The organism is Stenotrophomonas sp. FR012, assembly GCF_047520565.2.
Lineage (GTDB): Bacteria > Pseudomonadota > Gammaproteobacteria > Xanthomonadales > Xanthomonadaceae > Stenotrophomonas > Stenotrophomonas sepilia.
In genome coordinates, this window is sequence record NZ_JAXBQL020000002.1 from 81,800 (window position 1) to 107,756 (window position 25,957).

25 protein-coding genes and 3 pseudogenes are annotated in these 25,957 nt (G+C 64.1%); 24 read left to right on the forward strand and 4 right to left on the reverse strand.

Annotation, left to right across the window (positions count from 1 at the left end; genetic code table 11):
• Position 1 precedes the first annotated feature (1 nt).
• Entirely contained in the window at positions 2-1,972 is a 1,971-nt protein-coding gene (locus ACM0O9_RS04460) for an FUSC family protein (RefSeq protein ID WP_235649237.1), read from the reverse strand.
• Positions 1,973-2,042: 70 nt separating this feature from the next.
• On the opposite strand from ACM0O9_RS04460, the gene ACM0O9_RS04465 reads away from it, so the two are divergent.
• Positions 2,043-2,837, forward strand: a complete 795-nt coding sequence (locus ACM0O9_RS04465; RefSeq protein ID WP_058981714.1) for an AraC family transcriptional regulator — start codon at positions 2,043-2,045, stop codon at positions 2,835-2,837.
• 35 nt (positions 2,838-2,872) lie between these two features.
• Here the strand turns inward: ACM0O9_RS04465 and ACM0O9_RS04470 are convergent, their stop codons facing one another.
• A complete protein-coding gene (locus ACM0O9_RS04470; protein WP_414604039.1) occupies positions 2,873-3,694 on the reverse strand; it encodes an alpha/beta fold hydrolase in 822 nt (273 codons plus the stop codon).
• Positions 3,695-4,271: 577 nt separating this feature from the next.
• Here ACM0O9_RS04470 and ACM0O9_RS04475 point away from each other — a divergent pair.
• The 10 genes and pseudogenes from ACM0O9_RS04475 to ACM0O9_RS04520 all read left to right on the forward strand — a co-directional run.
• Positions 4,272-5,012: pseudogene (locus ACM0O9_RS04475) on the forward strand (RHS repeat-associated core domain-containing protein); the annotation flags it as partial.
• Positions 5,013-5,464: 452 nt separating this feature from the next.
• Positions 5,465-5,890 carry a hypothetical protein gene (locus ACM0O9_RS04480; protein WP_065185773.1) on the forward strand — a complete coding sequence of 142 codons (426 nt, stop codon included), beginning with the start codon at positions 5,465-5,467 and terminating at the stop codon, positions 5,888-5,890.
• Position 5,891: 1 nt separating this feature from the next.
• Complete coding sequence (locus tag ACM0O9_RS04485; protein ID WP_141750807.1) at positions 5,892-6,464, forward strand: hypothetical protein; 573 nt, start codon at positions 5,892-5,894, stop codon at positions 6,462-6,464.
• A 14-nt stretch (positions 6,465-6,478) separates the two neighbouring features.
• Positions 6,479-6,962, forward strand: a pseudogene (locus tag ACM0O9_RS04490) (RHS repeat-associated core domain-containing protein); the annotation flags it as partial.
• A gap of 307 nt (positions 6,963-7,269) precedes the next feature.
• A complete protein-coding gene (locus tag ACM0O9_RS04495; protein WP_164229610.1) occupies positions 7,270-7,554 on the forward strand; it encodes a hypothetical protein in 285 nt (94 codons plus the stop codon).
• A gap of 38 nt (positions 7,555-7,592) precedes the next feature.
• Positions 7,593-8,063, forward strand: a pseudogene (locus ACM0O9_RS04500) (RHS repeat-associated core domain-containing protein); the annotation flags it as partial.
• A gap of 192 nt (positions 8,064-8,255) precedes the next feature.
• Positions 8,256-8,696, forward strand: coding sequence for a YbbD-related protein (locus ACM0O9_RS04505; protein ID WP_235649235.1), 441 nt, complete (start codon positions 8,256-8,258; stop codon positions 8,694-8,696).
• A gap of 203 nt (positions 8,697-8,899) precedes the next feature.
• Complete coding sequence (locus ACM0O9_RS04510; protein WP_235652616.1) at positions 8,900-9,310, forward strand: hypothetical protein; 411 nt, start codon at positions 8,900-8,902, stop codon at positions 9,308-9,310.
• A 487-nt stretch (positions 9,311-9,797) separates the two neighbouring features.
• Entirely contained in the window at positions 9,798-10,187 is a 390-nt protein-coding gene (locus tag ACM0O9_RS04515) for a hypothetical protein (protein WP_065185693.1), read from the forward strand.
• Positions 10,188-10,338: 151 nt separating this feature from the next.
• Positions 10,339-10,818 (forward strand): hypothetical protein, encoded by a 480-nt coding sequence (locus ACM0O9_RS04520; RefSeq protein ID WP_235649234.1) that lies wholly within the window; start codon positions 10,339-10,341, stop codon positions 10,816-10,818.
• Between the two features lie 19 nt (positions 10,819-10,837).
• Here the strand turns inward: ACM0O9_RS04520 and ACM0O9_RS04525 are convergent, their stop codons facing one another.
• Positions 10,838-11,212: a hypothetical protein gene (locus ACM0O9_RS04525; protein WP_235649233.1), complete on the reverse strand. Its 375-nt coding sequence runs from the start codon at positions 11,210-11,212 to the stop codon at positions 10,838-10,840.
• A gap of 573 nt (positions 11,213-11,785) precedes the next feature.
• Between ACM0O9_RS04525 and ACM0O9_RS04530 the strand changes: the two genes are divergently transcribed.
• A complete protein-coding gene (locus ACM0O9_RS04530) occupies positions 11,786-12,115 on the forward strand; it encodes a hypothetical protein (RefSeq protein WP_019659894.1) in 330 nt (109 codons plus the stop codon).
• Here ACM0O9_RS04530 and ACM0O9_RS04535 read toward each other — a convergent pair.
• A complete protein-coding gene (locus tag ACM0O9_RS04535; RefSeq protein WP_065185691.1) occupies positions 12,109-12,513 on the reverse strand; it encodes a ribonucleotide reductase subunit alpha in 405 nt (134 codons plus the stop codon). The two genes, ACM0O9_RS04530 and ACM0O9_RS04535, sit on opposite strands and share 7 nt — an antisense overlap.
• A gap of 194 nt (positions 12,514-12,707) precedes the next feature.
• Here ACM0O9_RS04535 and moaA point away from each other — a divergent pair, with 194 nt between their 5' ends.
• The 12 genes from moaA (at position 12,708) to narI (ending at position 25,957) form a co-directional block, all read left to right on the forward strand.
• Positions 12,708-13,688, forward strand: coding sequence for a GTP 3',8-cyclase MoaA (gene moaA / locus ACM0O9_RS04540; protein WP_065185690.1), 981 nt, complete (start codon positions 12,708-12,710; stop codon positions 13,686-13,688).
• 8 nt (positions 13,689-13,696) lie between these two features.
• A complete protein-coding gene (gene moaCB, locus ACM0O9_RS04545; protein ID WP_065185689.1) occupies positions 13,697-14,692 on the forward strand; it encodes a bifunctional molybdenum cofactor biosynthesis protein MoaC/MoaB in 996 nt (331 codons plus the stop codon).
• Positions 14,692-15,945: a molybdopterin molybdotransferase MoeA gene (locus ACM0O9_RS04550; RefSeq protein WP_164229625.1), complete on the forward strand. Its 1,254-nt coding sequence runs from the start codon at positions 14,692-14,694 to the stop codon at positions 15,943-15,945. Before moaCB ends, ACM0O9_RS04550 begins: the two co-directional genes overlap by 1 nt.
• A complete protein-coding gene (locus tag ACM0O9_RS04555) occupies positions 15,945-16,205 on the forward strand; it encodes a MoaD/ThiS family protein (RefSeq protein ID WP_111128615.1) in 261 nt (86 codons plus the stop codon). The genes ACM0O9_RS04550 and ACM0O9_RS04555 overlap by 1 nt, the downstream gene beginning before the upstream one ends.
• 3 nt (positions 16,206-16,208) lie before the next feature.
• On the forward strand, positions 16,209-16,709 hold the full coding sequence (locus ACM0O9_RS04560; RefSeq protein ID WP_005416853.1) for a molybdenum cofactor biosynthesis protein MoaE: 501 nt from the start codon (positions 16,209-16,211) through the stop codon (positions 16,707-16,709).
• A 36-nt stretch (positions 16,710-16,745) separates the two neighbouring features.
• Positions 16,746-17,288, forward strand: coding sequence for a molybdenum cofactor guanylyltransferase (mobA, locus tag ACM0O9_RS04565; RefSeq protein WP_065177648.1), 543 nt, complete (start codon positions 16,746-16,748; stop codon positions 17,286-17,288).
• On the forward strand, positions 17,285-17,650 hold the full coding sequence (locus ACM0O9_RS04570) for a hypothetical protein (RefSeq protein ID WP_053499740.1): 366 nt from the start codon (positions 17,285-17,287) through the stop codon (positions 17,648-17,650). Before mobA ends, ACM0O9_RS04570 begins: the two co-directional genes overlap by 4 nt.
• 144 nt (positions 17,651-17,794) lie before the next feature.
• Positions 17,795-19,213 carry a NarK family nitrate/nitrite MFS transporter gene (locus tag ACM0O9_RS04575; RefSeq protein ID WP_053499738.1) on the forward strand — a complete coding sequence of 473 codons (1,419 nt, stop codon included), beginning with the start codon at positions 17,795-17,797 and terminating at the stop codon, positions 19,211-19,213.
• 72 nt (positions 19,214-19,285) lie between these two features.
• The gene (locus tag ACM0O9_RS04580) at positions 19,286-23,029 is read left to right on the forward strand and encodes a nitrate reductase subunit alpha (protein WP_414604038.1); all 3,744 of its coding nucleotides are present in this window, start codon (positions 19,286-19,288) and stop codon (positions 23,027-23,029) included.
• Positions 23,029-24,573: a nitrate reductase subunit beta gene (gene narH / locus ACM0O9_RS04585; protein WP_065177652.1), complete on the forward strand. Its 1,545-nt coding sequence runs from the start codon at positions 23,029-23,031 to the stop codon at positions 24,571-24,573. The genes ACM0O9_RS04580 and narH overlap by 1 nt, the downstream gene beginning before the upstream one ends.
• The gene (narJ, locus tag ACM0O9_RS04590; RefSeq protein ID WP_005416842.1) at positions 24,573-25,253 is read left to right on the forward strand and encodes a nitrate reductase molybdenum cofactor assembly chaperone; all 681 of its coding nucleotides are present in this window, start codon (positions 24,573-24,575) and stop codon (positions 25,251-25,253) included. The genes narH and narJ overlap by 1 nt, the downstream gene beginning before the upstream one ends.
• Positions 25,250-25,957 carry a respiratory nitrate reductase subunit gamma gene (gene narI / locus ACM0O9_RS04595; protein WP_235649232.1) on the forward strand — a complete coding sequence of 236 codons (708 nt, stop codon included), beginning with the start codon at positions 25,250-25,252 and terminating at the stop codon, positions 25,955-25,957. Before narJ ends, narI begins: the two co-directional genes overlap by 4 nt.

Sequence of the window (25,957 nt, forward strand, 5' to 3'; positions counted from 1 at the left end):
GTCAGTGCCGAAGGGTGAGCGCGGGTACCAGCAGGTCGCGACGTAGCCCGCAGAGCAGATGCAACAGGTGATCCCGATCAGCCCCGCTGCTGGCCGTCGCGGCCTCGCGCATGCGGTCGAGCAGTTCCAGAAGATGGGCATCGACACTGCGTGGCGCGTGCGAGCGGATCCTGAAATGTGCGGCGACGCGTTCGATCAGCGCCGCATGAAGTGCCCGAACGTGTGGGTTGTCCCGGCACTTGTCCAGTGCGCGGAGTTGGCTGGATGCACGTGCCGCACGAACATCCGCAAACAATGCCCGCAGGTCGTGCGCGGCGCTGGAACGGCCCTGCAGCCTGGGAGCGAGCAGCCCGATTCGATCCAGCATGCGGCTGAGCCAGGCGCGTGTCACATCACCTTGTCCGGCGGCGTGTCGTGCGATATCCCGACGGATCGAACGCTCCAGCCGTGCGCGGTTGCGGCCCGCATCGGCGGTCTGGAACAGCTGCATGCTGCACAGTGCCACCGTCGTACCGATGAACAACGCAACGCTGTTGTTGAGTGCGCCGACGATGTTGATCGCATTGGTCGCACCCAGGCCGGCGATGAGCGGGAAGGTCAGCACCACGCCCAGCGCGGCCATGATGAAGGGCGGCCGGGCCAGGAACGATCCGCACAGCAGCAGCACCGGCGCGAGCGCGGCGACCAGGCCGGCGATACCCGACAGCGAAGGAATGATCACCAGGGCGTACACAAGACCGACGGCGACACCGATGGCGGAGCCGACCAGGTAGCGCATGACATGCGGCGCTGGCGCTTCGATCGTGCCGAACAGCACGCACGCCGTGCCGATGATGGACACCGCCGTGGCGCCCTCCGACCAGCCGGTAGCGATCCATAGAACGCAGCTCAGCAGGATGCCGACGAACGCGCCCAGCGCGCTGCGCAGGGCAAGCCGATGATCCCGGTGAAGTACCGCACCCGGCACATGTCGTGCAAGGCGGGCAGGTACATGCCGGCGCCAGTCGGGACGGGCAGTGTGCAGTTGCGCCTGCAGCACGCGGCAGTCGGCGTGGGCGAGGTCGAGCTCCGTCTGTTGCGCGGCGAGGCCGGCCTGTAGCAGATCGCGCCAGCCCGTTGCATCCATCGCGCCGGCCTGTGGTGAACGCAGCCGGTCGATGGAATCTTCCACCGCGCTGGACAGCATCAGCACGTCCAGCATCCGGTCATGCAGGGCACGCAGGATCTGCACCTGGGCCACGCCGTGGGCGCTGTCGAAGGGCAGGTGGATCGACAGCACATGCAGCTCGAGCAGGTCGGCCGCCACTTTCGAGCGGTCCGTCGCCAGCACCGTGTCCGATGCGCCGGCGCGCATGTCCCGTGTCCATCGTTCCGCGTCATCCAGCACGGCAGCGACCCGTGCGTGCACGCGCATCGAGACCCGGCGCGGCAGCACCAGCCCATGGACCAGCGTTGCGGCCAGGATGCCGATGGCGATTTCCTGCACCCGCGTGATGGCGATGGTGAACACCTCTCCCGGCACCATCACCGCAGGAAACCCGATCAGGCTGGTGGTATAGCCGGCCAGCAGAAACGCATAGGCACGTGGCGTGCGGTCGAGCATCGCCAGATACAGGCAAAGCGACATCCAGGTGGCGAGCGCGGCGCTCAGCACCAGGGGTGCATTGGCGAAACGCGGCACCAGCACGACGGTGGCGACGGCCCCGCCCACGGTACCGAGCAGGCGGAACAGGCCGCGGCTGAGTGTCGCCCCGGACAGAGGCTGCGATACCAGATAGACCGTGCCGATCACCCAGAACGGGCGATTCAGGCCGATCCTTAGAGAGACATACAGCCCCAGCGACGCGGCGAGCAGGCATTTGAGCGAGAAGAGCACCGCCTCCTGGTCGGTCCTGAGGGCAGGGCTTTTCAATCGGGCAATTGCCTGGAACACGTGGGGGCGGAACGGGGAGGGGGAGTGCATGCGGCTCATGCTAGTGATCGGCCGCACTGGCGAATTTCGCTACAATGACAATCAATCGCTAAAACCGGTCAATGTGAGAATGGCTCGCATTTCGCTCCCCGGCTTTGACCTGGACCCGGACGAGACCGATCGCCCGGCGGTTGCCAGCCGCCTGCAGGTGGCCGAGCACGACGCGGAAATTCCGGTGCATGAGCATCGAAAGGGCCAGCTCATTCTTGCGCTGCATGGGGCGGTGACCTGCGAAGTGGCCAATGCGCTGTGGATCGTGCCGCCCCAGTGTGGCGTCTGGATTCCGGGCGGCATGCCGCACAGCAACCGCGCCACCGCAAACGCGCGCCTGTGCTACCTGTTCGTCGAGCCCGGCATCGTCGACCTGCCGGCGCAGTGCGTGACGCTAGCCATCTCGCCGATGCTGCGCGAGATGATCCTGCACCTGGCCGACGCGCCGCTGGACTATCCGCATGGCAGCCACACCGACCGGCTGGCGCGGGTGTTGCTGGACGAGCTGGTACAGATGCCGGCTGAGCATCTGTCGCTGCCGGTCAGCCATCACCCGAAGGTGCGTGCGCTGGCTGCGGCGCTTTCTGCGGATCCGACAGACCGCAGCACCATCGGCCAGTGGGCCGTGCGCCTGGCCCTGGGCGAGCGCACGTTGACCCGCCTCATCGAACGGGAAACGGGACTGTCTTTCGGGCGCTGGCGGCAGCAACTGCACCTGCTCATCGCCATTCGGGAACTCGCCGCCGGTGCACCCGTACAACGCGTTTCCGAGACGCTGGGCTATGAGTCGGTGACGGCCTTCATCACGATGTTCAAGAAGGCGCTTGGCCTTTCCCCGGCGCGGTACTTTGCGGTGCGCCTGCGTGGGCAGTAGCAGGGAACAGCGGGGGAAGCCCCTGCCTGGAACAGCTACTTTAAAGTGCCTGAGACAGATTGAATCGCGGCCACCACCGCAGCAGGATCCTCGCGCTGGAGGGTGTGCCCGGTCGCCAGGTAGCGATGCGAGCCGCGCGTGAATCCCGAGAAGAGCAGGGCGTGCTGTGCTTTCCAGAGCGCCTTGCCCGCTGCGGTCTCTTCGAAGAACAGCGGTTCGGCAGCCAGCTGGGTTGCAGTCAGCAGCGCTACCGGCACGTCCGGCATCGTGCGCGGGGTTTCCGCACCGGGTGCATCCAGCTGTTCGGTCAGCACGGCATAGTCGGCGGCCATGGCCGGCGGCAGCATTGCCTGCAGCTGGGCATCGTCTGCCTGCACGCGTGCACTGTCGGCCTGCTTGAACGCATGGCGCTGCCCCATCGTGGCCGGGTCCACCAGCACCAGGCCCTGCAGCCGCTCCGGATGGCGGCGTGCAAACTCCGTGGCCAGCAGGCCGCCATAGGAGTGACCCACCAGCACCACGCGGCGACCGGGAGCGAGCGTATCGATCACGGCCGTGAGGTCGGCCAGATGCGCATCGATGCGCTTGGGGTGACCGTCGCTGCCGGACTTGCCGAATCCCGCACGGGCGTAGGTGATGCTGTGATAGTCGCGCCCCAGACCCGCGACCACCTCCTTCCAGGCGCCCGCGCCCTGGCCGAAACCGGATTCAAAGACCACGGTGATCGGGCCTGACCCCGTTTCTTCGGCCTGCAGTGCGTAAGCGCCTCGATCCACCTGGATTTCCCCTGCGTGCGCGGTGCCCACTGCGGCCATCATCGCGGCCAGCGCCCACAACGTCACTCGGCTGCTCTTCATTGCCGTTCCCCTGGGCCGTGCGCGTGCCAGTCCTTCCGATGGGTCAGGTCTGCAGCGGAGTGCCACAGCCTGGCGACCTCGCGACGGGTCGTGCTGGTAATGTAGTGAGGTATAACACCTGCTCCCTGTGCAGGAAGTCATGGTGCATGAGGTCGCTGCGCCTGCGCTGCGGGTTCTTCCGCCCCCCTATCAACGCGGCTGACCTTGCCGGCATCTGGTGCGTCGGATCTGACGCTGCTTTTGCCCTTTGTCGCCGGCGTTGCAGCAGTTGGAGGAAGGGATGCCGGCAATCTATTGGGTTGCATTGGGTATCGTCTGCGCTATGGTTGGAATTCAAACTGTGTATTGAGCCCTATGAAGCTGACGCGCGGATGGTTTCTTGCACTATCTGTAATGTGGCTGGCCATTTTCACTTTGATGCTGTGGCTTGACCGAATCTGGGATGCGTGTGGCGCGTTGCTAGCTGCGACAGCCTTCTTTCTCGTTGCCTTGAGGAGAAAGCAGCATTTGGCTGGTGGATCACAAGAGTAGCGTGCCTTCTCAGCCCCCTCTTCGAAGGGGGGGGCTTGAGAATCTTGACTCCACCGGTAATCGCACCCCGCTGACCACTTCGGCAGGCACCGCCAGCTACACCTATCCCCCAACCAGCCATCGCCTGGCTGCGGTGGATGGCGAGGTACGCAACCATGACGCAGCGGTGAATACCACCAGCATCGGCAGCAAGACGTTCATCTACAACGATGCGAACCGCATGAACGCGGTGAGGCAGGGTGATGCCGTGCTGGAAAGCTACGGTTACAACCATCGCGGTGAGCGCGTGCTGCGCACCCCGGCCGGTGGCGCGGCGCAGATCACGCTGTACGACGAGGCAGGACAGTGGCTGGGCAACTACTCGGCCACGGGCCAGGCGCAGCAGCAGGCCATCTGGCTGGATAACTTCCCGGTGGCGCTGATCAATGTGCCGGCTACCGGCGTGCCGGCGTTGGCCTACGTCCAACCAGATCATCTGGGTACGCCGCGCGTGGTGATCGATCCGGTGCGGAATGTTGCAATCTGGGGGTGGAGCAACAAGAGCGAGGTATTCGGCAACCAGATTCCGAGTGCAGACCCGGACGGGGATGGTGTGGCGTTCGAACTGGCACTGCGCTTCCCGGGTCAGCAGGCAACGAGTGCGAGTAGGTTGTTCTACAACTATCAGCGCGAGTACGACCCATCCGTGGGGCGCTACTCTCAGAGTGATCCCATCGGGCTGGATGGCGGCATCTCCACATTCTCTTACGCTGAAAGCAATCCTCTGTCCTATGTTGATCCTCTAGGGGAAATGTCGCGACGCAAAGGTGAGCGCAATTTGACTCGCTCGCCAGATGGCACAGGCAACCCGGATAAGCATTGGAAGGATGATCCCAAGCGGCCAGGATGGGGTTGGCAGCTGGATGGCCATTCAGGCAAGCCGAAGTACAAAAAGAGACCGCACTACCTGCTTCCCCCAAAGGCAATCGGGCCGGGTCTGGTCCTCCGGGTTGCCCTTCAGGTAGCCTGTGAGAATGGCGACCTTGCCTCCTGCAAGACGCTCTGTACTCTGTTCCCTGAGGTCTGTGGCAATGTTGACTTCGCCGGACCCAATGTAGCGATGTGTTCAACTGAGGGGCCGTCGTTGAATTTGCAGTGATAGGCAGTGATCCGTCGATCTTCATGGTTCCAGGCACAATGCGGCCTGGATTCCGTGATGGTTCGCAGCATGCCTGTAGATGACAGGACGTGGAGTTGATAGTGAAGTCATTGCATTCGCGAGCGAAGATTGACTTGGCGCCCTTGACCGCAAGGGCTCTAAGAAAAATAGTGGGGAGTCTGTTCCATCGCCGGCACGACTATGGTGATTTCGAGCCCGAAGAACTGCTGGATGAGCTTGCGCGGCTAGGTGTTACAACGGCCAAGCAGTTCAGACTGCTTATGAAAAAACATCGTCGCGCAATTCTTCGGGACGAGAGGGCGAAGATGTCTAGAAGAAAGATGCTCTACCTCTTGGACGAGTTCGGCCCTGAAGGTCTTGACATGCATACCAATACCTCTTGGTTCGCGACTTCGGGATTGGTGCGGCAAGCCATTGAGAAGGAATTCGGCTGGGAGGCATTTATCGCTTTGTACGATCGCCAGCCAGGCGCCGCCTCTGGTTCTTCTGAACAGTCGGCGCCCTAGCATGAAGTCCATTGCGCTTTGGAGAATGAAGCGCGAGGCCAAGAGGAGCGGTCTGCGAGTCGTTGGCAATTTTTTGATTGCGTTACATACGCGCGATGTTATCTCAGGTTTCACGTTGGATCCTGCGCCATCCTCTACCTATGTATGGACCTTCGTAATTCCGACATATGATGATTTGCCCTACCTGCACATGTCTCTAGGTCAGAGGATTGCAAGCGCGGAAGTGGATAAAGGTTTTTTCTGTGGAATGCATGAGGCGCATGCCAAAAAGCTTGAGACAGTGAGAACGGCGGCAGACTTGTTGCTCTATGTCGACAGTCTTGACTTCACAAGCGACTATTCGGAATGGGTAAAATACATATCCGCCATCCGGCTTGGCGATTTCGTGGCGGCGGACGCGACGCTGAAGACGCTTTTGAAGTTGCCAATGTCCAATGCTATTAAAAGTAGATTAGATGCGATTCTTTCTGTACTGAAGAATGGTGGTGAATCCGGCGCGCAGCATCTTTTGGAGGCGTGGTCTGTTCAGACGGATCGATTAGTGGGTGGCAGCTCCTGGGGCAGCGGACGGTAGCGAATCGTCGCGCTGCACGCAGCCCTAATGCAGCAGGGAATACCACGCTCTGACAGCAGATCGTTTACCTGCAGCGATACCAACCGCATGAACGCGGTGAAGCAGGGTAATGCCGTGCAGGAAAGCAACGCCTACAACCATCGCGGCGAGCGCGTGCTGCGGACCCCTGCCGGTGGAACTGCCCAGATCACGCTGTATGACGAAGCAGGGCAGTGGCTGGGCAACTACTCGGCCACGGGCCAGGCGCAACAGCAGGCCATCTGGCTGGACAACTACCCGGTGGCGCTGATCAATGTGCCGGTTACCGGCGTGCCGGAGCTGGCCTACGTGCAGCCGGATCATCTGGGCACGCCGCGTGTCGTGATCGATCCAGCGCGTGATGTCGCGATCTGGGAGTGGAGCAACAAGAGCGAGGTGTTCGGCAACCAGCTTCCGAGTGCCGATCCGGATGGTGATGGTGTGGCGTTCGAACTGGCATTGCGCTTCCCGGGCCAGCAAGACGGAAGCCGCTACCTTGTGCTGCCAAGTCTGATAAAAGGAAATCCGATCAATCAGACCGTTGATCCTTGCGAGAGAACCATCAAGAATGTGGCTTTGCCAGGTCACCAACTGGCGGATCGGTCACTATTTCAATTCAACAGAGGAGCGGTGTGGTGGGTGCGCATATCGTTGGAGCTGTTATCGGGCCGAATCCGATCATGAATAAGCTTATGGGGCCGATGATTTTTGAGTATCTCGGTTCCCGCGCTGCGAGGTCTTTGGGGCCATGAATAACGTGCTAAAGAAGGGCTCAAGGCGCCGATTGGTGTTCGCTCTGTTTCTGCTCGTATGGTTCGTAAAATCTATTTTGGGATTCATTGCTGTCGCAGGACGAGATGCTCCTGGCTACCCGGGCGCTGTGAGAGGCTTCCCATATCCGTATCTTGGAGATGCGACATTTTACGTTGTAATACCGGCTATGTTTGTAGGGCTTAACGTGATCATGTTTTTGTTCGCGAGCAGGATTCCGAAATGGTTAGCCATCATCGTTGCGGGGCTGCAATTATTTACTCTGCTGATGCTCCTGTTTCTTGGTGCAGGAGGAATTTAAGTGAGCTGCATATCCGAAGCCCCGCCACGCGGGGCTTCTCTTTCACCTGCAACGATGCCAACCGCATGAGCTCGGTGAAGTTGGGTGACGCCACAATTGAGAGCTACGGTTACAACCATCGCGGCGTGCGCGTGCTGCCTACCTCGGGTAGTGGCGTAGCGCAGATCACCCTGTACGACGAAGCAGGGCAGTGGCTGGGCAACTACTCGGCCACCGGCCAGGCGGAGCAGCTGGCCATCTGGCTGGACAACTACCCGGTGGCGCTGATCAATGTGCCGGCTACCGGCGTGCCGGAGCTGGCCTACGTGCAGCCGGATCATCTGGGCACACCGCACGTGGTGATCGATCCGGTGCGCGATGTGGCGATCTGGGAGTGGAGCAACAAGAGCGAGGTATTCGGCAACCAGCTTCCGAGTGCCGATCCGGATGGCGATGGTGTGGTGTTCGAGCTGGCGTTGCGCTTCCCGGGCCAGCAGGCCACGGATGCGAGCGGGTGGTTCTACAACTATAGTGGTTCGATAACTATAGTGGTTCGATCAAAACATCAAGGGCGACTCCACCGCTGACTCCGCTGCGGATCAGCTGGCAAACCGCCTCGGACGATCATCTGGACAAATGAGCCGTACGCGGAGTTGCTCGCAGATGTGCGGGAGCTATCGACCCGGTGGAAACTTCCCTTGCTGATGACTCGGATGCCTCAGATGTACGCCCCCAAGCTGCTCCCAATCGTGACGCTGTCAATCGCACTTTCTGGTTGCATGGAAGTTGCCAGCACCGAGTATGCAGACCGCAATCAAGCCGTCTCAAGGCAAGCAATCGGTGAATCCAAATGGTTGCCTTCATGGTTGCCAGAAGATGCAGTCAATATACGCGAGTCGCACGACATTGACACAAATGAATCGTGGCTGGTTTTCCACCTGACCAGCGGGGTTCTTACTTTGCCCGAAGAATGTAGGCTGGTGAGCAGGCCGGAGCTGTTTGGCGCGCGAGTCATGCGGAGATTTCCTCAGTTTGCCCGCAGCGCGTGGTCACGAGCATCAAGCTACTCCGGGAAGTTCTATCTGTGCCCGGAGGGTGATGTTGGTCGCTGGGTCATGCGCGATGAAGAGCTGGGCCTTGTTTACAGCGGAATAGCGCTATAAGTGGCTGGGCGGTCTCGCCTGGGAAGCGAAATGCGTGGCTGGCACTTTGCGATGTCCTTTCCCGGTGCCTGATTCGCTACTTTCCGGCCGAGCGTCGAGGTCGGGCATGGGTCACATCGACCTCGCCACTGGCCATGTTCGCGAATGGGAAGGCGCTGTCAGAGCATCGCAGGTTCCGGCAGGTCCTGGGGCGCGTGGCCGTGATGACGACTGTATGGGAGGGGATCTGGGATGTCGGCTCCATGCTCTATTGCGGCTGCAGCGCAGGCGGTGGATGGAGGCGAATAGAAATGAAAGAAAAAATGAGAGAAAGAGAGGCGCTGTCGCCAACTGGCTTCTATGACCAATACTATGCGGACAGTGGCCTGGATCAGGAAACCGTAGTGGAGCTGCTGGAGCATGTTGCAGACGAGCTTCGTTTGCCCTCCGGGAAGCTCCGTCCTGGAGATCGATTTTCGAAGGAACTGTCGCCTGGTGAAGCTGATGGCTGGGACTCGGGATATGGAGTTTTAATATTCGAGCTTCAATCGCTCGCGAAAGAACGGGGTATTGCAGTCAATCGGCGGGTGGATTCGCTCGACGACTACCTTCGTATCATGGCGGGTATCTATTGATGAGGTTGATGCGTACCTGAATGGTTGTATGCGTGAGACGTCGCAGTGCGTACTGAGGATCCGAGGATGCCAAAGGTGAGGTGTGCCGCAGCTGTCATGGCCGGTCTGGTTCTGGCCGGCTGTGCAACATTGGGTGGCGATATGATCGTGCGCGTCTCGGGAAGCGTGCCGCCAGGTCAGGGTGACGTTCGCGCTCTGGATTGTGAGCTGAGCATGCTCGGGGAGGGCGAAGGTGTAGTTTCGTCGAAACCGGTTGGAAGCACATTCTCGGTCCCCATGATGGTCGTTGCAGGTCCGGAACCCCAGAGCTACCAATTCGCCGTTGAATGCACGGACGGCCGGAGGTTCGCATCCAAGCCGGTGCTGATCAGTAGTCGGCGCTCCTATGCTCGGGATCTCAACCTTGGGGAGCTTCAGGAGTGGTGAGAGAGAGGAAGGGGCGGACGAGGTCGCACCACCGTGGTATGCATCTGGTGGATTCCAGTAGATGAACCAAGATTTCAACTCCCTCGAATGGTGTGACGCCACGTTGCTGGCCATCAACATTGATAGGAGCAAACCTGGCGTATGCGACGAGGTAAAGGTCCACGTGCGCTGGCCGGACGGCCGGCAGGCAACCGTCTGCTTCTCGGAAGCCTACGGGTGCTCGGCGCTCATGAACTTCGGCGTACTGGGGGAGGAGGGAATAGAGTTCGCCAGGGTCGAGGACGACGAGCCGGGGCTTGCTCATCTTCTTGATCGTTGGAAGGCGGTCGGCTATCCGTTGTCCGGCCTGAAGTGTTTCCGTATCGAGACTACCTCGACCGGAAGCGTAATTCTCATCTACGCCAGGACATGGCGGATCGAGCATCTGCCGATGGCGGGTGCAGTGTCCTGAAGGATATTCCGTGCCCAGATTCCTCACCCCCGACAAGGTCTCCCTCATCCAGGGGAAGCGGTCTGTGAAGAACGAGCGGAGATGTGCTTGGGGTCATGATTTTTGGCCCTGCGGCGACGTTGTCCGCCACACTCTGCAAACTGGGGCCTTGATGATGGTGAGGATCCTGACAGCACTACTTCTGATTGGAGTCGGACTTGGATTCTCTGGCGGCGCATGGGCTGTAGGAAAGCGGCCCTTCAAGATGATCCAGTTCTGCGTGCATGACCAAGAGGGCGTGAATCGGTTCAAGCAGACCCTCAGCTCTATCGCCAAGGACGAAGGAATGCAGTACTTCGATGGCAGCGCTGAATTGGATCGCCAGCTTGCCAGAGCAAAGGTGGACGTGAAGCGCCCTGTCGTCTACGTCGGAGTGAAGCGGGAAGATGGCTCTGGACTGGAGGCGGGGAACTTCGGATTGGATCGCTTCGAGATAGCCATCGGCTTCTCTGAAGGGAAGATGCCCGCCGAGGCACGGTCATTTTCTTTCCGCGTCGAACGCACCTTGGCCGAGCGCTGGAATGTACTCGCGATTCCCTCGGCGAAGGGCGCTACGCCGCTGGCATGTCGGGTGGAAGGCGGTTCTCGCTGAAGGGCGTTGCACATGACATTCACCCTTCGGGCTGCAACCGCCCCACCGCCTGGGCGCACAGCGACTGGCAAGCCATGACCAACCCCTCCATCACCCGGTCGCCCACGTACTGCCCGGGTTCGCCGTTCTGCCGGGTGCGCTCCGCCGCCAGCAGCATTTCCAGCACCACCCGCAACCCGCTCAGCGCGCAATCGGCATCGGCGAGGGCCAGGCAGCGACCGGGCAGCTGGTGACGCTCCGGCCAGGGTTGCCCGTCGGCCGCCGCACCGGAGCCGATGCGGTGGAGGTTGGCAATGAAGGTGTTCCTGTCCACTGGCGGCGCGGCTTGTGGCGAACCGTCGTCGCCGGCGGTGCTGCGGTAGGCGTGCAGAGGCGGGAAGTCCGATTCGTTCATGGCAAGGCTCCGTGCAGGGCAATCGGCAGCCGCCACTCATAAAAGTGGCGGACGGTACGTGGTTCGAACACCGGGTTGATGTCAGTCCGGCGGGCCCGAAGGCCCCCACGCACCGCCCGCCATAGCCGGCAGACGGATTGCCAGCCGGCGCCACGCTGAGGTGGCGCCGGCTGGCAAGCGCATACATCAACATCAACTCGGGTGTTCGAAGCCCGGCCACCCTTTTCCGGTGGCACGCCATCTGAGCCCCTGGCGCTGTGCAATGCCAATCAGAAGAGTTGCAAACATCACTCGATTGGAGACGCTTTCGGCATTCTCCCATGCTGTTAAGCACTGCCAGCGCTGGCTGGCGCGGCGGTCCGCCCGCACCGTGCAATCTGCGACAGATGTCGAGGTTGGGGGGCGTTAGGGAACAAAGGGGGAGGGGCGATGACGACAGGCTCTGCGGGGAGCGACCTGTGTCGAGCATGGCCCGCGTCTACAGGCGCCAAAGCGTGACGTGCGACTCGGGTTGACGTTCCCAGCCACCAAGCGCAGGCTTGTTCAGCACGTTTCCTAAACAGAAGGAGACTTATGACCGCCACCGCTTCGCTGCACCCCACCCCCGACACCCAAGGCCGTTCCCGCCTGTGGAGTGTGTTCTGGCTGCAGGGCGTCATTCCCAGCAACATTCTGTGGGCGGTGGCCCTCTGGGCGCTGGCCAACCAGCGCACCCCGCTGCTGCTGGGGGTATTTGCCGTGCTGCTGCTCTATACCGGCTGGATCATCCCGGCGGTCTGGCGGGCGGCGCCCACCGCGCACAACCCCAACCTGGGCGTGGCGGCGCGCGGGCTGACCGTGGCCTGGGGGCTGAACACCGTGCTGGTGATCTTCTTCCTGACCCTGCAGCTGGTGGCTCAATAGAACTGAACGGGCTCGCCGCCACGGTCGAAGGCGGCGAAGCGGCCGATCTGACCGTCATGGATGGCGTTGACCATCAGCTGCAACGGGCGCGCGGCTTCGTCGCTGTTCGGCGCGAAACCGCCACGGCCATCCAGCGCCGCTACGAACACCAGGTCCCAGTCGATGCCGGTGGTGGTCGATTCGGCCGCCAGCGCCTGGAAGCTGGGCACCTCGGCCGGCAGCTTGTCCACGCACAGCACCGGCGACAGGGTGCCGCCCTCGCGGCGGTCATGCCGGTCGCGCTGGTCGCTGGTGGGCGATTCGGGCAGCTCGGCGCGCACGAATACGAACAGCAGGCGTTGCGGTTCAGCCTGCTCGCCGGCGGCGTGCAGCAGTTGCTGGAAATCGTTCATCATCATGAGGGTTGTCACACGCCCGCTGCACGGAAAGCCGCATGCTGCCACAACGCCTTCCGCGCGGGGCCGAACGCGATTGATTTAAGTCATGCCGATGGAACTGAAGGCCGCGTACTCTGGCAATCGTTCCAGCAGGCGAGGGTATCCGGGCCGTTCCGGGCACAGGCAAGACGGTGGAGCAACAAGGTGGACCAGCCATGAGCCAACTCACCGACGGTTTCGGACGCAGCTTTCCGTACCTGCGCCTGTCGTTGACCGAAGCCTGCAACTTCCGTTGCAGCTACTGCCTGCCCGACGGTTACCAGGCCGATGGCCGCCCGCGCTTCCTGCAGGTGGATGAAATCGCAAGGCTGGTGCGTGCGTTTGCCGCGCTGGGCATGAGCAAGATCCGCCTGACCGGCGGTGAGCCCAGCCTGCGCAAGGACCTGGACGAGATCATCGCCACCGTGGCGGCGGTGCCGGGCATCCGCAAGGTGGCCATCACTACCAACGGCACGCTGCTGCCGCGGCGCCTGCCGGGCTGGCACCGGGCGGGCCTGACTGCGCTGAACGTGAGCATGGACAGCCTGCAGCGCGAACGCTTCAAGACCATCACCGGCCATGACCGCCTGCCGGAGATCCAGCAGGGCCTGGCGCTGGCGCAGGCGTTGGGCCTACCGGCGATCAAGCTCAACGCGGTGCTGCTGCGCGGCCTGAACGACGACGAGCTGCCGCAGTGGATGGACTACCTGCGCGACCGCCCCTTCAGCGTGCGCTTCATCGAGCTGATGCGCACCGGCGACAACGAAGCTTATTTCCAGCGCCACCACCTGCGCGCCGACGTGGTGATCGAGCAGCTGCTGGCCGCGGGCTGGCACGAGCGCCCGCGCGCGGCCGATGCCGGCCCGGCGCGCGAGTTCGGCCACCCCGACCATCGCGGCAGCATCGGCATCATCGCGCCGTATTCGCGTGACTTCTGCAAGGGCTGCAACCGCCTGCGGGTGACCGCCAGGGGCGACCTGCGGCTGTGCCTGTTTGGCGAGTTCGGCGTTCCGCTGCGCCCGCTGCTGCAGCGCGACGAGGACCGCGACGCGCTGCTGGCACGCATCACCACCCAGCTTGGCCTGAAAGCGGCCGGGCATGGACTGCACCAGGGCCAGACCGGGCTGACCCCGCACCTGGCCTCCATCGGAGGATGAGCAACACGATGAGTGGGGAATTGAATGCGGCCTTCCATATGGCCGATGTCCGTGACAAGCGCATCACCCGCCGCCGTGCGGTGGCGGTGGGCGAGTTGCATGCCGGTCCAGTGGCGTATCCGCTGATCGTCGAGCGCCGCCTGCCCAAAGGCGATGCGCTGGTGATGGCCGAGATTGCCGGCCTGCAGGGCGCCAAGATGGCGTCGATGCTGATGCCGTTATGCCATCCGCTGCCGCTGGAACTGGTGCAGGTGTTCTGCGCGCCGGTGCCGGAGCGGCAGGCGATCCGCGTGTGGTGCGAGTGCGCCAGCGAGGCCCGCACCGGCGTGGAGATGGAGGCACTGGCCGGCGTCAACGCGGCGCTGCTGACCCTGTACGACCTGAGCAAGCCGGTGGAACCGGCGCTGCGCATCGAAGGCATCCGCCTGCTGTTCAAGGAAGGCGGCAAGCGTGGTGTCTGGCTGCACCCGGACGGCATGGACGAGGCCGAGCGTGAGCGTTTCAAACCGCGTGCGCCGAAGGGCCTGGAGGGCGCGGCCTGCGCGGTGATCACGCTGAGCGATCGCGCCAGCGACGGCACCTATGAAGATGTGTCCGGCCCGACCCTGGTGTCTGGCGTGGAAAAACTGGGGGGCGAGGTGGTAGCCGCCGAGGTACTGCCCGATGGCATCGAGCCGTTGGCGGGCCGCCTGCAGGCCTTGGCCGCCGAGGGCGTGCGCCTGTGCCTGTGTACCGGCGGGACCGGGCTGGGCCCGCGAGACCTGACCCCGGAGGCGTTGCGTTCCTTGAACGCGCGGCCGGTGCATGGCCTGGCGCAGATGGTGCGTGCACTGAGTGCACAGCACACGCCGATGGCCTGGCTGAGCCGCGCCGAGGTGGTGCAGCTGGGCAACATGCTGGTGTTTGCATTGCCGGGCAGCCCGAAGGCGGCGGCGCAGTGCCTGGACATCCTGGCGCCGGTACTGGGCCACGCACTGGCAATGGTCGAGGGTGGTGGCCACTGATGATTGCCTATAGCGAAGCCTTGCAGCACCTGCTGGACGCGGCCATGCCGCTGCCGGCTGAACATCTGCCGCTGCATGAGGCCGGCGGCCGCACTCTGGCCCGTGACATCCACAGCGCGCAGTCGCTGCCGCCGTTCGACAATTCGGCGATGGACGGCTTCGCGCTGCGCGCCGACGGCGCGACGTTCGAGGCCGGTACCGAGTTCGCGGTGCAGGGCTGGCAGGCGGCCGGCGATGCTGGCGCCGAAGGCGGCGAGGGTGCCTGGGAAATCATGACCGGGGCACGCATGCCGGTTGGGCTGGACACGGTGGTGCCGGTCGAGAATGTGGAGATCCTCGCCAGCGAGGACGGCCGCCCGACCCGCATTGCCCTGAAGGCATTGGTGAAGCCGGGCCAGAACGTGCGCCTGCGTGGCGAGGATGTAAGCGACGGCGAGCGCGTGCTGCAGGCCGGGCAGGTGCTGGATATCAACGCGCGCACCCTGCTGCATGCGATCGGCGTGGGCGAGGTGGCGGTGGTGGCGCGGCCGAAGGCGGCAGTGATCGCTACCGGCAAGGAGTTGGTGACCGAGGCGGCGCAGACGCTGGAATCCGGCCAGATCCGTGACAGCAACCGGCCATACCTGGTCGGCCGCCTGCAGGCCGCCGGTGCCGAGGTGGTGTGGCAGGGCACGGTGGGCGACGACGTGGCCGCCTTCAATGCGGTGCTGGATGAAGCGCTGGCTGCGGGTGCGCAGCTGTTGATCAGCACCGGCGCGGTGTCGGCCGGCCGGTACGATTTCGTTCCCGACGCGCTGCGCGGACGGGGTGCGCGCATCGTGTTCCACAAGGTGGCGATCCGCCCCGGCAAGCCGTTGCTGTTTGCGGTGCTGCCCAATGGCGCGCTGTATCTCGGTCTGCCGGGCAACCCGGTCTCGGCGGCCGTGGGCCAGCGTTTCTTCGTCGAGCCGGTGCTGCGCCGCCTGCTGGGGCTGGCGCCGGAGCCGGTGCTGACGCTGCCGCTGCAGGCCGACGTGCGCACGCCGCCGGGCCTGCGTTTCCATGCGCGGGCGCGGGTGGAAGTGGACGCGCAGGGGCGCCTGAGTGCGCGCGTGCTGTCCGGGCAGGAATCATTCCGTTTGATGTCCATGCTGCAGGCCAACGCCTGGGTGGTGTTGGAGTCCGAGGGAGACCTGGCCAGCGCGGGCACCTATGTGCGGGTGCAGGGCTGGGGTCACCACGAACCGGTGCAGCTGGTGAGCCAGGAGTCATGATGAAACAGGTGAATCTGCAGTTGTTCGGTGCGTTTTCCGATCTGGATGCCAGCCGTGAAATCGCGGTGGAGGTGGCCGGTGGCACCGTGGCCGATCTGCGCCAGGCGCTGCGCGAGCTGCTGCCACTGCGTTGGCCGGGTTTCCGTGCCGGCCTGCTGGATTACTCGGCATTCGCCGATCAGCAACGCGTGCTGCGCGACGACGAGGCGCTGCCCGACGATGGCCGGGTGGCGATCCTGCCGCCGGTGAGCGGGGGCTGAGCGATGAGCGAGACGATCATTGCCAAGGTGGTGGACCGCGCGCAGGCGGCGATCGATCCGGCCGAAGGCATCGCGGCGGTCTCCGATCCGGGCTTCGGCGGCATCGATGTGTTCATCGGCAAGGTGCGCGACGTCAACATCGGCCGGCCGGTGACCGGGATCACCTACGACCTGTTCGAGCCGCTGGTGTTGAACGAGTTCAAGCGGTTGGCCGCCGAGGTCGAGGCGACGTTTGGCCCGAAGCTGAAGCTGTATGTGGCCCATGCCAAGGGCCGGCTCGGCATCGGCGATGTGGCGGTGGTGGTGGCCGCCGGCAGCCCGCACCGTGACGAGGCGTTCCGCGCCTGCCGGCAATTGATCGAGGTGGTCAAGCATCAGTGCCCGATCTGGAAGCAGGAACATTACGAAGACGGCGACAGCGCGTGGAGCGAGGGCTGCAGCCTCTGCCACGCGGACAGTGAACCTGCACATGCCCACGACCATGCGCACGATCATCAACATTGATGCCGGCGCAGCCACGCATGGCGTGGCTCTACTGCGATGAGCATCACCGGCATCGTGCTGGCCGGTGGCCTGTCCACCCGGATGGGCCGCGACAAGGCGCTGCTGCCGTGGCAGGGGCGCACGCTGCTGGAACACATGCGGGGCCTGTTGATGCAGGCTGGCGCACGCGAGGTCTGGGTCAGCGGAAATTACCCGGCGTTCGGCGGCATACCGGACCGCCTGGCACGTTGCGGGCCGCTGGGCGGGCTCTACAGCGTGGCGATGCGCATGCCCGATGGCCCGGCCTGGGTGGTGCCGGTGGATACACCGCTGCTGCCGCCGCGATTGCTACAGCAATTGCGTGACGGCCATCGCGGTCCATGCACGATCTTTGCGGGCCACCCCCTGCCCATGCTGGTGGATATAGACGATGCTTGCCGCAACGTACTTGGATCGATGCTGGATGACCCGGACGGCCCGCGCTCGCTGCAGGCCCTGCAGCGCCGTCTTGGCGTGAATTCCGTGGCCCTGGCGCCGGTTGACGAGGCCGGGCTGGTCAACTGCAATACCCCCGAACAATGGGAGGATGTTGCGTCATGAAAGTGCAGTTGCAGGACCAATCGGTACGGCTTCGCCTGGACGAGGCCGAACTGGCGCGCCTGCTGGCCGGTGAATCGGTCGAGAACATGACCCGCTTCGGCGGTATCGAGGGCTGGGGCATGGCGGTGTCGCTGCATGGCGGCGAGCGGCCGGTGCTGCTCGATGGTGGCACCTTCTGCCGCCTGGTGCTGCCGCGCCCGGCGGTTGAGGCCTTGGCGGCGCGGCTGCCGTGCCGGGATGGCCTGCCATTCGACATTGCCCTGGAAGATGGCAGCCGGCTTCAGCTGCAGTTCGATGTGGACGTGCGCGACAGCGTGCGCCAGCGCGGAGTCACGCGCCGCAATACCGCTTCATCGGTTTGACATTTGTCAGGGGCAGGGTGAAAACCGGCCCCTGATTGATCCAGATCAACCCCGTCGTAGTTGCCGCACGGCCTAATGGCTGCACGACGACGGGTCACAACTTGAAAGCAATACCCACGTCATTCCACAGCCTTGGAGCCATGTATGACCGTCGGTAGCGATCCTGTTGTCCGCAGCACTGCCCGTCCGGGTCGCGTCATCAGCGACTGGACGCCGGAGGACCCCGGCTATTGGGAGCGCACCGGCAAGCGGGTTGCCACCCGCAACCTGGTCATCTCCATCCCCTCGCTGCTGCTGGCCTTCTCGGTCTGGGTGCTGTTCTCGGCGGTGTCGATCAGCCTGCCGAAGATCGGCTTCAACTTCAGCACCGACCAGCTGTTCTGGCTGGTGGCGCTGCCCAGCCTGTCCGGCGCGACCCTGCGCATCTTCTATTCGTTCGTGATCCCGATCTTCGGCGGCCGCCGCTGGACCGCGCTGTCGACCGCCTCGCTGCTGGCGCCGACGCTCTGGCTCGGCTTTGCGGTGCAGGACCCGGCCACGCCGTACTGGGTGTTCGTGGCCATCGCGATCCTGTGCGGCTTCGGTGGCGCGAACTTCTCATCGTCGATGTCCAACATCTCCTTCTTCTATCCCAAGCAGAAGCAGGGCCTGGCGCTGGGCCTGAACGCTGGCCTGGGCAATGTGGGCGTGTCGGTGGCGCAGGCGGTGATCCCGCTGGTCATCACCGTAGGCGTGTTCGGTGCGCTGGGTGGTGCACCGCAGCCCACGGTGGAGGGTGGGGCACCGCTGTTCCTGCAGAACGCCGGCTTCATCTGGGTGCCGGCCATCGCGCTGTGCGCCATCGCGGCCTGGTTCGGCATGAACGACCTGACCAGCGCCCGCTCGTCGTTCTCCGAGCAGGCGGTGATCTTCCGCCGCAAGCACAACTGGCTGATGTGCTGGTTGTACATCGGTACCTTCGGTTCCTACATCGGTTTCTCGGCCGGCTTCCCGATGCTGGTGAAGAGCCAGTTCCCGGACGTGAACCCGCTGGCCTACGCCTTCATCGGCCCGCTGCTGGGCGCACTGATGCGCTCGGTGGGTGGCAGCATGGCCGACCGCTGGGGTGGCGCACGCCTGACCTTCTGGGTGTTCGCGCTGATGATCGCCGCGGTGTTCGGTGTGTTGCACTTCCTGCCCAGCGATGGCCAGGGCGGCAACTTCCATGGCTTCCTGCTCAGCTTCATGGCGCTGTTCGTGCTCAGTGGCATCGGCAACGGCACGACCTTCCGCATGATCCCGGTGATCTTCCGCACGCTGCATGAGCGCTGGTCGGCCAACGACAACGCCGAGGGCAAGGCTACCGCCGCGCACCAGGCCAGCATCGAGTCGGCTGCGGTGGTCGGCTTTTCCGGTGCGATCGGCGCCTACGGCGGTTTCTTCATTCCCAAGAGCTACGGCTCGTCCATTACGTTGACCGGCAGCCCCGACATGGCGCTGTACGGATTCGTTGTTTTCTATGTCACCTGCCTGGCCGTGACCTGGTGGTGGTACTACCGGCGCGGTGCCGAGACACCCTGCTGACGACATGAAAACGCACCGCAGCCAGATGACACACACAGCCACGATGCCGATGTCCGCAAAGGGAGATCCCCGATGAGTTATTTCCTCGATCGCTTGCAGTTCTTCAAGCGTGACCCCCAGACCTTTGCCGATGGCCATGGATTTGCCAAGAGCGAGGGCCGCGACTGGGAAAACAGTTACCGCGCCCGCTGGCAGTACGACAAGATCGTGCGGTCCACCCATGGGGTGAACTGCACCGGCTCCTGCAGCTGGAAGATCTACGTCAAGAACGGCCTGGTCACCTGGGAAACCCAGCAGACCGATTACCCGCGCACGCGTCCGGACCTGCCCAACCATGAACCGCGTGGCTGCCCGCGTGGCGCCAGCTACTCCTGGTACCTGTACAGTGCCAACCGGCTGAAGTACCCGCTGATCCGCGGCACGCTGCTGCGCCTGTGGCGCGAAGCGCGCAGGAGCAAGGCCCCGGTCGATGCCTGGGCCAGCATTGTTGAAGACAAGGAGAAGGCGCGTTCGTACAAGACCCGCCGCGGCATGGGCGGCTTCGTGCGGCTGCAGTGGGAAGAGGCCAACGAGATCATCGCCGCTTCCAATCTGTACACGGTGAAGCAGTACGGCCCGGACCGCGTGGTCGGCTTCTCGCCGATTCCGGCGATGTCGATGGTGTCCTACGCCGCCGGCGCGCGTTACCTGTCGCTGCTGGGCGGCGCCTGCCTGTCGTTCTACGACTGGTACTGCGATCTGCCGCCGGCCTCGCCGCAGATCTGGGGCGAGCAGACCGACGTGCCCGAATCGGCCGACTGGTACAACAGCCGCTACATCATCGCCTGGGGCTCGAACGTGCCGCAGACGCGTACGCCCGATGCGCACTTCTTCACCGAGGCGCGCTACAACGGCACCAAGACGGTGGCGATCTGCCCGGACTATTCCGAGCTGGCCAAGCTGACCGACCACTGGCTGCACCCCAAGCAGGGCACCGACGCGGCGCTGGCGTTTGCGTTCGGCCATGTGATCCTGCGTGAGTTCCATGTCGATTCGCCCTCGCAGTATTTCCAGGACTACTGCCGCCAGTACTCGGACATGCCGATGCTGGTGCGCCTGGAGCGCCGCGACGATGGCCGCCTGGTGGCGGGCCGCTTCCTGCGCGCCAGTGAGCTGGGCGGGCTGGGTGAAGCCAACAACCCGGACTGGAAGACCCTGGCCTACGACGAGAACAGCGGCCAGATCGTGGTACCCAATGGCTCGATCGGTTTCCGCTGGGGTGAAAAGGGCCGCTGGAACATCGAAGAGAAGGCCAGCAATGGCGCCGACACGCGCCTGCGCCTGAGCTTGTCCGACGCCAATGACGGCATCGAGGCGGTGAGCTTCCCGTACTTCGGTGGCATTGAAAGCGACGGCTGGACCGCCGCACCGGCCGAAGACGTACTGGACCGCAACATTCCGGTGCGCCGCCTGGCCACGGTCGACGGCGGCGAGACGCTGGTGGCCACGGTCTACGATCTGCTGCTGGCCCAGTACGGCGTGGACCGTGGCTTTGGCGGCGGCAACGTGGCATCGAGCTTCGATGACAGGGTGCCGGGCACGCCGGCGTGGCAGGAGCGCATCACCGGCGTGTCGCGCGCCGAGGTGATCGAGATCGCCCGCGAGTTCGCGCGTACCGCCGACAAGACCCACGGCCGCTCGATGATCATCGTCGGCGCGGGCATGAACCACTGGTTCCACAACGACATGAACTACCGCGGCCTGATCAACATGCTGATCATGTGTGGTTGCGTGGGCCAGACCGGCGGCGGCTGGGCGCATTACGTGGGCCAGGAGAAGCTGCGCCCGCAGACCGGCTGGCAGCCGCTCGCGTTCGGCCTGGACTGGAGCAAGCCGCCGCGCCACATGAACGGCACCTCGTTCTTCTATTTCAACACCGGGCAGTGGCGTTACGAGAAGCTGCAGGTGGACGAGCTGCTGTCGCCGCTGGCCGATGCCCGCAAGTACAGCGGCAGCCTGGCTGACCTGAACCTGCGCGCGGTGCGCATGGGCTGGCTGCCGAGCACCCCGCAGCTGGACCGCAACCCGCTGCAGCTGGTGCGCGAGGCCGAAGCGGCCGGCGTGGCCCCGGCGGACTACGCGCTGGGCAAGTTCAAGGATGGCTCGCTGGACTTCGCCTTCGCCGACCCGGACGCCAGTCAGAACCACCCGCGCATGATGTTCATCTGGCGCTCGAACCTGCTCGGTTCCTCGGGCAAGGGCCACGAGTACATGCTGCGGCACCTGCTGGGTACGCGCCACGGGCTGCAGGGCAAGGACCTGGGCGAAATGGGCGCAGTGAAGCCGCAGGAGGTGAAGTGGCGCGACGAGGCGCCGGAAGGCAAGCTGGACCTGCTGGTCACGCTCGACTTCCGCATGTGCACCACCGCGCTGTACTCGGACATCGTGCTGCCGACGGCAACCTGGTACGAGAAGGACGACCTCAACACCTCGGACATGCACCCGTTCATCCACCCGCTGTCCAAGGCGGTGGACCCTGCGTGGGAATCGCGCAGCGACTGGGACATCTTCAAGGAGGTGGCCCGCACCGTGAGCGAGATGGCGCCGGGCGTGCTGGGCGTGGAGAAGGACCTGGTGCTGGTGCCGACCCTGCACGACACCCCCAACGAGCTGGGCATGCCGTTCGGCGTAGCCGACTGGAAGAAGGGCGAGTGCGAGGCCATTCCGGGCCAGACCATGCCGTCGATGACGGTGGTGGAGCGTGACTACCCGAACCTGTACCGCAAGTTCACCTCGCTCGGCCCACTGCTGGACACGCAGGGCAACGGCGGCAAGGGCATGAGCTGGGACACGAAGCACGAGGTCGAGTTCCTCGGCAAGTTGAACCACACCGTGCACGAAGAAGGCATAAGCCAGGGGCGCCCGGCCATCTCGACCGCGATCGACGCGGCCGAAGTAATCCTGCACCTGGCGCCGGAAACCAACGGCCACGTGGCGGTGAAGGCCTGGGAATCGCTGGGCGCCTTCACCGGTCGCGAGCATACGCATCTGGCGGTGGGCAAGGAGCACGAGGCGATCCGCTTCCGTGACATCCAGGCGCAGCCGCGCAAGATCATCTCTTCGCCGATCTGGTCGGGACTGGAAGACGACAACGTCAGCTACAACGCCGGCTATACCAACGTGCACGAGCTGATTCCGTGGCGCACGGTGACCGGTCGCCAGCAGTTCTACCAGGACCACGAATGGATGATCGACTTCGGCGAGGCCTTCATGAGCTATCGCCCGCCCGTCAACACGCGCACGGTGGAGCCGCTGCTGAACCAGCGCCCGAACGGCAACAAGGAGATCGTGCTGAACTGGATCACCCCGCACCAGAAGTGGGGCATCCACAGCACCTACAGCGACAACCTGATCATGCAGACGCTGTCGCGCGGTGGTCCGATCGTGTGGATCAGCGAGGACGACGCGCGCAGTGCCGGCATCGTCGACAACGACTGGATCGAGCTGTTCAACGTCAACGGTGCGATCGCCGCGCGTGCGGTGGTCAGCCAGCGCGTGATGCCGGGCATGGCGATGATGTACCACGCGCAGGAACGCATCATCAACGTGCCGGGCTCGGAGATTTCCGGCACCCGCGGCGGCATCCACAACTCGGTGACCCGCATCGTGCTCAAGCCGACCCACATGATCGGCGGCTACGCGCAGATGGCCTATGGCTTCAACTACTACGGCACCTGCGGAACCAACCGCGACGAGTTCGTGATCGTGCGAAAGATGGACAAGATCGATTGGCTGGACGATGAGGCAGTACCTGCAGCTGTAAAGGAGGTGGTGTGATGAAGGTCCGTGCACAGATCGCGATGGTGCTGAACCTGGACAAGTGCATCGGCTGCCATACCTGCTCGATCACCTGCAAGAACGTCTGGACCTCGCGCGAGGGCGTCGAGTACGCCTGGTTCAACAACGTGGAAACCAAGCCGGGCATCGGCTACCCGAAGGAATGGGAGAACCAGGACAAGTGGAACGGCGGCTGGGTGCGCAGCCGCGCCGGCAAGCTGGTGCCACGCGCAGGTGGCCGCTGGCGCATGCTGGCCAAGATCTTCGCCAACCCGGACCTGCCGCAGATCGACGACTACTACGAGCCGTTCGATTTCGACTACCAGAACCTGCACACCGCCAAGGACAGCCAGCACCAGCCCACCGCACGCCCGCGTTCGCTGATCAGTGGCGAGCGCATGCAGAAGATCGAGTGGGGCCCGAACTGGGAGGAGATCCTCGGTTCGGAGTTCAGCAAGCGCTCACGCGACTACAACTTCGACCAGGTGCAGAAGGAGATCTACGGCGCCTTCGAAAAGACCTTCATGATGTACCTGCCGCGCCTGTGCGAGCACTGCCTGAACCCGGCGTGCGTCTCGGCGTGCCCCTCGGGCGCGATCTACAAGCGCGAGGAAGACGGCATCGTGCTGATCGACCAGGACAAGTGCCGCGGCTGGCGCATGTGCGTGTCGGCGTGCCCGTACAAGAAGATCTACTACAACTGGAAGAGCGGCAAGTCGGAGAAGTGCATCTTCTGCTACCCGCGCATCGAGATGGGTGAGCCAACCGTGTGCTCGGAAACCTGCGTGGGCCGCATCCGCTACCTGGGCGTGATGCTGTACGACGCCGACCGCATCGCCGAGGCCGCTTCGGTAGCCGCCGAGAAGGACCTGTACCAGGCCCACCTGGACATCTTCCTGGACCCGAACGATCCGGCAGTGATCGCCGCCGCGCGCAAGGAAGGCATCCCGGACAGCTGGCTGGATGCGGCCAAGCAGTCGCCGGTGTACAAGCTGGCGATCGACTGGAAGCTGGCGCTGCCGCTGCACCCGGAATACCGCACGCTGCCGATGGTCTGGTATGTGCCGCCGCTGTCGCCGATCCAGTCCGCCGCCGAGCGTGGCCGCGTGGGCATGAGCGGCGAGCTGCCGGACGTGGCGTCGCTGCGCATCCCGATGCGCTATTTGGCCAACCTGCTGACGGCCGGTGACGAGGCGCCGGTGGTACGCGCGCTGGAGCGGCTGATGGCGATGCGTGCCTGGCGCCGGGCCAAGAACGTGGACGGCGTGGAAGACACCGCCGTGCTGGAACAGACCGGGCTGAGCATCGCCCAGGTGGAAGAGATGTACCGCTATCTGGCCATTGCCAACTACGAGGACCGTTTCGTGATTCCGACCGGCCACCGCGAGTACGCCAACGACGCCTTCGGTGAGCGCGGCGGCTGCGGCTTCAGCTTCGGAAACGGCTGCAATGGTGACAGCCCGGCGGACCTGTTCGGGCAGCGCAAGACCACCACCTTCGTGGTGGACAAAGGCCCGAACCAGCGCCGCAAGGAGGTGGTGTGATGAGCGTGCTCAAGCTGGTCGGGGTGTTGCTGGACTACCCCCGCGAGGAACTGTGGGAGCACGGCGAGGAGCTGCTCGCCGCCTGTGACGACCCGGCGCTGAACCCCGCCCGCCGCCAGCAGCTGCGCAGCTTCGTGCAGCAGCTGCTGGCCACCGATGCGCTGGATGCACAGGCGGCGTGGCTGGCCAGTTTCGACCGCGGCCGTTCGATGAGCCTGTTGCTTTTCGAACACATCCATGGCGAGTCGCGCGACCGCGGCCAGGCCATGGTCGATCTGGTCGAAACCTACCGCCGCAACGGCTTCGAACTGGATGCCCGCGAGCTGCCGGATTACCTGCCGTTGCTGCTGGAGTTCCTGGCCCACCGCCCCGGTAGCGAGGCCCGCGAGTGGCTGCACCACATCGGCCATATCGCCGGCATGCTGGCCGCGCGTGCCGCCGAGCGTGAGCTGCCGCACCGGGTGCTGTTCGAGATCCTGGTCGAAGCCGGTGACGGCAAGGCCGATCTGCAGGCGCTGCGCCAGCGTGCCAGCGAGGAAGTCCGCGACGATACCGCCGAGGCCATGGACCGCTTGTGGGAGGAGGAGGCGGTGCGCTTCGGCGCCGAAGCCCCTGCCGAAGACTGCAAGCCGCCCGTGCGTTCGCCGGCCCGTCCTTCGCATCGTGAGGTCCAGCCATGAGTTACTCCCTGCATCAATTCACCTTCCAGTACTACCCGTACATCGCCGTGGCAGTGCTGCTGATCGGCAGCTGGGCCCGCTATGACAAGGCCATGTACACCTGGCGCACCGGCTCCAGTCAGATGCTGTCGGACAAGGGCATGCGGCTCGGCAGCAACTGCTTCCACATCGGTATCCTGGCCATCCTCGGCGGCCACCTGGTCGGGCTGCTGACGCCGCACGCGGTGTACGAGCACTTCATCACCTCCTCGCAGAAGCAGATGCTGGCGATGGTGGTCGGTGGTGTGTTCGGCGCACTGTGCTTCATCGGCATCAGCATCCTGCTGGTACGCCGCCTGTTCAATGCGCGTGTTCGGGCTACCGGCAGCTTCGGTGACACCCTGGTGCTGGTGCTGCTGTTCGCGCAGCTGTGCCTGGGCCTGTACAGCATCCGCGTCTCGTCCGGTCACCTGGACGGTGGGGTGATGGTGCAGCTGGCCGAGTGGGCGCAGCACATCGTGACCTTCCGTGCCGGTGCCGCTGATTACATCGAGGGCGTCAGCTGGGTCTACAAGATGCATATCTTCCTGGGCCTGACCCTGTTCCTGATCGCGCCGTTCACCCGCCTGGTGCACGTATGGAGCATTCCGATCAGTTACCTGTGGCGGCCCTACCAGGTGGTGCGCCGCCGTCAGGCCACGCTGCGCTATGGGCCGCGGGAGTAA